This window comes from Bifidobacterium intestinale (assembly GCF_023656765.1).
In the GTDB taxonomy this organism is placed as follows: Bacteria; Actinomycetota; Actinomycetes; order Actinomycetales; family Bifidobacteriaceae; genus Bifidobacterium; species Bifidobacterium hominis.
This window is the reverse complement of the sequence record NZ_JAMOKR010000008.1, coordinates 1-5,705: the sequence shown is the minus strand read 5'-3', so window position 1 is coordinate 5,705 and position 5,705 is coordinate 1. Positions and strand designations below refer to the sequence as shown.

General features: G+C 59.3%; 3 rRNA genes. All 3 read left to right on the top strand.

From position 1 onward, the window contains the following. The first annotated feature begins 332 nt into the window (after positions 1 to 332). The 3 genes from NBH13_RS08630 (at position 333) to rrf (ending at position 5,704) form a co-directional block, all read left to right on the top strand. Positions 333 to 1,860: ribosomal RNA gene (locus tag NBH13_RS08630) — 16S ribosomal RNA — on the top strand. A gap of 451 nt (positions 1,861 to 2,311) precedes the next feature. Next, positions 2,312 to 5,385 (top strand): 23S ribosomal RNA (locus NBH13_RS08625). A 201-nt stretch (positions 5,386 to 5,586) separates the two neighbouring features. Continuing rightward, positions 5,587 to 5,704, top strand: a 5S ribosomal RNA gene (gene rrf / locus NBH13_RS08620). Together the 16S, 23S and 5S rRNA genes form the textbook arrangement of a ribosomal RNA operon. Position 5,705 lies beyond the last annotated feature (1 nt).

Here is a 5,705-nt window from a genome sequence, read left to right as displayed (position 1 = left end):
CAATGGTTTTCGTGGTGTTCGTGGATGTCCGATTTGCGTTGCCGGCCGTTGTGCTGTAGGTTTATCTCTTGCTGCCGCTCAGCGAGTGGTTCCCCGGCTGGGGTTCCCTGAGGTGGGTGAGTGGTGGTGGTTTGAGAACTCAAAAGCGTATTTGTACTACTTCTTTATAGTCAATGATTGCCAGTCCGTCTTACGGCCCGCGTGTTTGGCGTGGGTGCCGGGAGGCCGGTCAAACGGGACGGGGTTTTTGCGGACAGTCCGTTTTCCTTATAAACGGATGTCGGTTTCTTTATTTTTGAGAGTCACATGTTGGTTCTCTTCATGAAAGGTTTTTTGTGGAGGGTTCGATTCTGGCTCAGGATGAACGCTGGCGGCGTGCTTAACACATGCAAGTCGAACGGGATCCATCAAGCTTGCTTGGTGGTGAGAGTGGCGAACGGGTGAGTAATGCGTGACCGACCTGCCCCATACACCGGAATAGCTCCTGGAAACGGGTGGTAATGCCGGATGCTCCGACTCCTCGCATGGGGTGTCGGGAAAGATTTCATCGGTATGGGATGGGGTCGCGTCCTATCAGGTAGTCGGCGGGGTAACGGCCCACCGAGCCTACGACGGGTAGCCGGCCTGAGAGGGCGACCGGCCACATTGGGACTGAGATACGGCCCAGACTCCTACGGGAGGCAGCAGTGGGGAATATTGCACAATGGGCGCAAGCCTGATGCAGCGACGCCGCGTGCGGGATGACGGCCTTCGGGTTGTAAACCGCTTTTGATCGGGAGCAAGCCTTCGGGTGAGTGTACCTTTCGAATAAGCACCGGCTAACTACGTGCCAGCAGCCGCGGTAATACGTAGGGTGCAAGCGTTATCCGGAATTATTGGGCGTAAAGGGCTCGTAGGCGGTTCGTCGCGTCCGGTGTGAAAGTCCATCGCTTAACGGTGGATCTGCGCCGGGTACGGGCGGGCTGGAGTGCGGTAGGGGAGACTGGAATTCCCGGTGTAACGGTGGAATGTGTAGATATCGGGAAGAACACCAATGGCGAAGGCAGGTCTCTGGGCCGTTACTGACGCTGAGGAGCGAAAGCGTGGGGAGCGAACAGGATTAGATACCCTGGTAGTCCACGCCGTAAACGGTGGATGCTGGATGTGGGGCCCGTTCCACGGGTTCCGTGTCGGAGCTAACGCGTTAAGCATCCCGCCTGGGGAGTACGGCCGCAAGGCTAAAACTCAAAGAAATTGACGGGGGCCCGCACAAGCGGCGGAGCATGCGGATTAATTCGATGCAACGCGAAGAACCTTACCTGGGCTTGACATGTTCCCGACCGCTCCAGAGATGGGGCTTCCCTTCGGGGCGGGTTCACAGGTGGTGCATGGTCGTCGTCAGCTCGTGTCGTGAGATGTTGGGTTAAGTCCCGCAACGAGCGCAACCCTCGCCCTGTGTTGCCAGCGCGTCATGGCGGGAACTCACGGGGGACCGCCGGGGTCAACTCGGAGGAAGGTGGGGATGACGTCAGATCATCATGCCCCTTACGTCCAGGGCTTCACGCATGCTACAATGGCCGGTACAACGGGATGCGACATGGCGACATGGAGCGGATCCCTGAAAACCGGTCTCAGTTCGGATTGGAGTCTGCAACCCGACTCCATGAAGGCGGAGTCGCTAGTAATCGCGGATCAGCAACGCCGCGGTGAATGCGTTCCCGGGCCTTGTACACACCGCCCGTCAAGTCATGAAAGTGGGTAGCACCCGAAGCCGGTGGCCTAACCCCTTGTGGGATGGAGCCGTCTAAGGTGAGACTCGTGATTGGGACTAAGTCGTAACAAGGTAGCCGTACCGGAAGGTGCGGCTGGATCACCTCCTTTCTACGGAGTTTTCAGGACGCCGGTCTGGCGTCCGTCGTGTGGCCCATGCGTCGGGAATGGTTCCCGGTTTCGTGTGGGCGTGCTGGTGTGGAAGAGATCATGGGCTTTGGGATTCCTTTTCGGGGGTCCGGGGAGTGGTATGGGTATGCTTTTGGGCTCCCGGACCGCCACCCGCGACTTGTGGTCGCGTGCGGTTTTCCGGATGCCCCTGGTGGGACGCCGTGGGCCTGTGGGCCTCGGGTCGGGTCCTGGCGGGGCGCGTGGTGGTTTGAGAACTGGATAGTGGACGCGAGCAATGCGATGAATTCTGTTTCATCGTTTGCTTTATCGCGATTTCGCCAGGCTCTTTTTTTGGAGTCTGGTTTCGAGATCGATCGTTTTGTGATCATTTTTTACAGTGTGATGATTTGTCGTCTGGCGTTTGAAGCTATCATTAGGGTTTTTCGGGGCGTGTGCCGCCCTGAAGGGCGTATGGTGGATGCCTTGGCAGACAGTACCGATGAAGGACGTTTGAGGATGCGATAAGCCTCGGGGAGCCTCCAACATGGCTTCGATCCGAGGATTTCCGAATGGGGCAACCCGCCGGCCGTCATGGGCCGGCACGGAACCTTGTTGTTCCGGGGGTACGCAGGGAAGTGAAACATCTCAGTACCTGCAGGAAGGGATACTCCGTGAGTAGTGGCGAGCGAAAGCGGATCAGACCAAACCATGGGCGCGTGATACCCGTCGGGGGTTGCGTCCGTGGTGTTGAGGGAGCGTGTGTCCCGGTTCCGACGGACCGGGCGGGAGTCATAAAACGGCTTGCCAGGGGAACAGGCTTGAAGGCCTGGCCGCAGAGGGTGCCAGCCCCGTACCTGGAAGCTTGCCGTCTTCCGATCATGCGTCCCAAGTAGCGCGGGCCTCGTGGAATCCCGTGTGAATCCGCCCCGACCGTGGGGTAAGTCTAAGCATACCTGTCTGACCGATAGCGTACCAGTACCGTGAGGGAAAGGTGAAAAGCACCCCGGGAGGGGAGTGAAAGAGTTCCTGAAACCGTGCGCCTACAATCCGTCGGAGCCTTCTTTGTGGGGTGACGGCGTGCCTATCGAAAAATGAGTCTGCGAGTCAGTGGTGCGTGGCGAGGCTAACCCGTCGTGGGGGAGCCGTAGCGAAGGCGAGTCTCAAAAGGCGTTTTGAGTCGCGTGCCCTGGACCCGAAGCGGGATGATCTAGCCCTGGGCAGGTTGAAGCGCGGGTAAGACCGCGTGGAGGACCGAACCCACCTGGGTTGAAAACCGGGGGGATGACCTGGGGCTAGGGGTGAAAGGCCAATCAAATTCCGTGATAGCTGGTTCTCTCCGAAATGCATTTAGGTGCAGCGTCGGTTGATTGCATCGCGGGGGTAGAGCTACTGGATGCTTGCGGGCCCGTGTCGGGTACCAATAGCAGCCAAACTCCGAATACCGTGGATGTGTATTCCGGCAGTGAGTCGGCGGGGGATAAGCTCCGTCGTCGAGAGGGAGACAGCCCAGATCGTCGTCTAAGGTCCCGAAGCGTGTGCTAAGTGGGAAAGGATGTGGAGTCGCATAGACAGCCAGGAGGTTGGCTCAGAAGCAGCCATCCTTGAAAGAGTGCGTAACAGCTCACTGGTCTAGTGGTTCCGCGCCGACAATGTAGCGGGGCTCAAGCACACCACCGAAGACGCGGCAACGGCCTTTTCGGCCGTTGGGTAGGAGAGCGTCCCGCGTGGGGCGAAGCGGCCGTGGAAACGTGCCGTGGACCGCGCGGGAGCGAGAATGCAGACATGAGTAGCGAGAGACGGGTGAGGATCCCGTCCGCTGGATGACCAAGGGTTCCGGGGCCACGTTCGTCGTCCCCGGGTGAGTCGGGTCCTAAGGCGAGGCCGACAGGCGTAGTCGAATGGATGAACGGGTGGATATTCCCGTACCGGCAGCGAACCGCAAGAGCCGAACGGATGAGTACTAACCTCCGGTCGCGTGGCGTCGTTCCCTTCGGGGTTCGGTGTCCGCGATTGTTGGGAGCGTAGTCCTGGTAGGTTAGCGCACAGGGGTGACACGGAATGGGAGCCGGCCGCGGAGGTGGTTTTCCGTGGTCAAGCACGCAGCCCGTCCCATAGGCAAATCCGTGGGACATGTAGGGTGAGGTGCGATGATGGGCGCCTTTTGGCGCGATATCCGGTGGTCCAGGCCGTCGAGAAAAGCCTCGGCGCGAGGGGCGTTGCCGCCCGTACCCCAAACCGACACTGGTGGTCAGGTAGAGAATACCAAGGCGATCGAGCGAATCCTGGTCAAGGAACTCGGCAAATCACTCCCGTGCCTTCGGTATAAGGGAGACCCCCGGACGTGAAGAGGCTTGCCCTCGGAGCGTTTGGGGGTGGCACAGACCAGGGGGTAGCGACTGTTTACCAAAAACACAGGTGCATGCGAAGGCGCAAGCCGCTGTATATGCACTGACGCCTGCCCGGTGCCGGAAGGTTAAGAGGATCCGTCAGCCCTCGGGTGAAGCGGTGAATTCAAGCCCCGGTAAACGGCGGTGGTAACTATAACCATCCTAAGGTAGCGAAATTCCTTGTCGGGTAAGTTCCGACCTGCACGAATGGCGTAACGACTTCCCCACTGTCTCGACCAGGAGCTCGGCGAAATTGCAGTACGAGTAAAGATGCTCGTTAAGCGCAGAAGGACGAAAAGACCCCGGGACCTTTACTATACCTTGGTATTGGCGTTAGGCGCGGATTGTGTAGCATAGGCGGGAGGCTTCGAAGCGCGGGCGCCAGCCCGTGTGGAGCCGCAAGGTGAAATACCGCTCTGTTCTCGTTTGACGTCTAACCTCGGCAAGTCATCCTTGTCAGGGACAGTGCCTGGCGGGTAGTTTAACTGGGGCGGTTGCCTCCCAAAGAGTAACGGAGGCGCTCAAAGGTCCGCTCAGCCCGGTTGGCAATCGGGTTTCGAGTGTAATCGCACAAGCGGGCTTGACTGCGAGAGCGACGGTTCGAGCAGGGACGAAAGTCGGAGATAGTGATCCGGTGCCGGCGCACGGGCGCGGCATCGCTCAACGGATAAAAGGTACCCCGGGGATAACAGGCTGATCATTCCCAAGAGTCCATATCGACGGGATGGTTTGGCACCTCGATGTCGGCTCGTCGCATCCTGGGGCTGGAGCAGGTCCCAAGGGTTCGGCTGTTCGCCGATTAAAGCGGCACGCGAGCTGGGTTCAGAACGTCGTGAGACAGTTTGGTCTCTATCCTCTGCGCTCGTTGGAATCCTGAGGAGGCCTGCCCATAGTACGAGAGGACCTGGGTGGACGGACCTCTGGTATGCCGGTTGTCGCGCCAGCGGCATGGCCGGTTGGCTACGTTCGGGAGGGATAACCGCTGAAAGCATCTAAGCGGGAAGCCTGCTCCAAGATTAGGATTCCTTGGCACTTCGGTGCCTGTAGCCCGCATGTGGAACACGTGTTCGATAGGCCGGAGGTGGAAGCCCCGCGAGGGGTGGAGCCGACCGGTACTAACGGGCGATCGCGGCACATTCTTCCAATCCTGTTGGGTTGGGTCTCGTCCTGTGGTGGTTTCTCGTTGGATGGCAAGGAATGCTGTTTCTTGTGGTCACGACGACGATACTGGTAAGGCGTTTTGCTTGCGTCCGTTGTCCGGTTCCCGGACCGCCACGATCGGAATCGTGGTCGGTTCCGTTTGCCGGCCGATCCCTGTGGTTGGCCGTTACATTGGTTTTGCGGTGGTCATGGCCCAGGTGAGACGCCCGGTCCCTTTCCGAACCCGGAAGCTAAGGCCTGGCTGCGGCGATGGTACTGCACTCGAGAGGGTGTGGGAGAGTAGCGCGCCGCCGCATT